Source organism: Methylobacterium sp. WL103 (assembly GCF_008039885.1).
Classification (GTDB): Bacteria; Pseudomonadota; Alphaproteobacteria; order Rhizobiales; family Beijerinckiaceae; genus Methylobacterium; species Methylobacterium cerastii.
Genome location: NZ_VRUX01000698.1, coordinates 1 through 2002, shown reverse-complemented (window position 1 = coordinate 2002; position 2002 = coordinate 1). Strand labels below are relative to the sequence as shown.

Here is a 2002-nt window from a genome sequence, read left to right as displayed (position 1 = left end):
GCGCTCGGCGACGTCGCGCGGACGGGCTCCATCCCCGAGGCGCCGCCGGCGGTCGTCGCCGCGGCGCAGGAGGAGGTCGGACGCACCATGCGCCTCGGGCTGATGAACTACCGCCTCAACGTCGGCGACAACCTCGAGGTCTCGCTGCTGATCGATTCCAGCGTGGTCCAGCCGACCTATCGGCTTAACCCGAACGACGAGTTCGACGTCGATTTCCGGACGCACCCTGAATACAACCGAACGGTTGTGGTCCGGCCGGACGGGCGGATCTCGCTGCCCGGCAAGAACGGCATCATGGTCGCCGGCCTGTCGCCCGAGCGCGCCGCCACCCTGATCCGCGAGACCTACGACGACGTCCTGATCAACCCGGTCGTCACGATCCTGCTGCGCAAGTTCCGCACGCCCATCGACGACTTCCGCGACCTGACCCAGCGGTCCGACATCGGCCGCGTCAAGCTGATGGCGATCGAGCCGGACGGCAAGATCAACCTGCCGATGGTGCCCCCGGTCCAGGCGGCCGGCCGCACCGTCAACGAGGTCTCGGCGGCGCTGTCCGCCGCCTACCGGCACCACCTCGCCTCGGTCAGCCCGAGCGTGCGGCTGGCCTCGCTGGTTCCGGCCAACACCATGGTGTTCGGCGAGGTCCGGGTGCCCGGCCCGGTCACCCTGTCGGGGCCGCGGACGCTGGCCCAGGTCCTCGGCACCGCCGGCGGCGTCCTGCCGACCGCGGCCGGCGAGGCGGTGCGGATCATCCGCTTCGACGCGGGCGCGCAAGGAAGTGTGCAGGTCGTCGACATCAGCGTGCCGGGCCTGGCCGACTCGATCGTCGTGCCGCCGAACGCCACCGTCTACGTGCCGCCTTCGGTGCTCGCCAAGACCGCGCGCGCGGTCGACCTCGTGGTCCGCCAGATCCTGCTCTTCAACGGCACCGGCTTCGGCGTGAACTACATCACCGGCCCGTCCGCCTCGACCTCCACCAGCACCACGGCGAGGGCAGCCCTATGAGCGGCACCGAGACGGCCCTCGACCCGCGGGGCTTCGAGCGGCATGGCCTCGAGCGGCATGGCTTCGATCTGCGCGACGGGCTCGGCGCCCTGTTCCGCCACGCCCGACCGGCGCTGCTGATCCTGGCCGCGGCCCTGGTCGGGGCCGGGATCTACCTCCTGCTGACCCCGACCGAGTACACCGCGGACGCCAAGCTCATCATCCGCCTCGGGCGCGAGAAGTCGGCCGCCCCGATCAATGGCGGCGCCAACCAGAACTACATGTTCTCCGAGCGCGCGCAGAACGTGAACAACGAGATCGAGATCCTGCGCGACCCGAGCATCGTGCGCGGCGAGTTCGAGGCGCTGAAGCGCATCATGCCGCTGGGCGACCTCGGCCAGCCCCCCGAGGAATGGGGCGCCTGGCTCGTCTACCAGGGGCGCCAGCTCGTGCGCGCCGCCAAGGCGGTCAAGACCTGGGTCGTCGACACCCTTCGGATCCCCTTCGAGGCGATCGGCCTGCTGCGCCACCTCAGCCCGGACGAGAAGCTGTACGAGGCCTACCTCGCCTCCTTCAAGGTCGTGTTCGTCAAGGAGACGGACGTGATCGTCACCGGCTTCACCTGGACCGACCCCACCTTCGCCGCGGACGCCCTCAACCGCCTGCTCGACGCCTACAAGCGCCGCCACGTCGAGGTCTACGCCGACGAGACGCCGGCCTCGTTCTACGCGGGCAAGCTGGAGCGCGCCCGCGCCGAGCTCGCCGCGATCGACCGGCAGCTCGGCAAATACCTCAAGGGCGCCAACACCGCGAGCTTCGCGATCGAGCAGCAGAACGACCTCGGCACGCTGGCCGACCTCGCCCGCCAGAAGTCCGCGGCGCAGATCGAGCGCGAGGGCGTCGAGACCCGCCTCAGGCGCACCAAGGAATCCGGCCCCGACCGCTGGCAGCCGACCCCGGCGGACGCCGACCCGACGGTGGCCGCCTTCGACCAGCGCTTCGCCGAGCTGCGCACCCG

At 70.8% G+C, this 2002-nt stretch carries 2 protein-coding genes; both read left to right on the top strand.

Translation table 11 applies throughout. The annotated features are described in order from the left end of the window. Positions 1-1005 (top strand): polysaccharide biosynthesis/export family protein (locus FV222_RS24390; protein ID WP_147815851.1); only part of this gene is annotated, 1005 nt, incomplete at its 5' end. After that, positions 1002-2002, top strand: a 1001-nt coding sequence (locus FV222_RS24385) for a Wzz/FepE/Etk N-terminal domain-containing protein (protein WP_348644950.1), incomplete at its 3' end; no start/stop codon positions are given. The genes FV222_RS24390 and FV222_RS24385, both read left to right, overlap by 4 nt.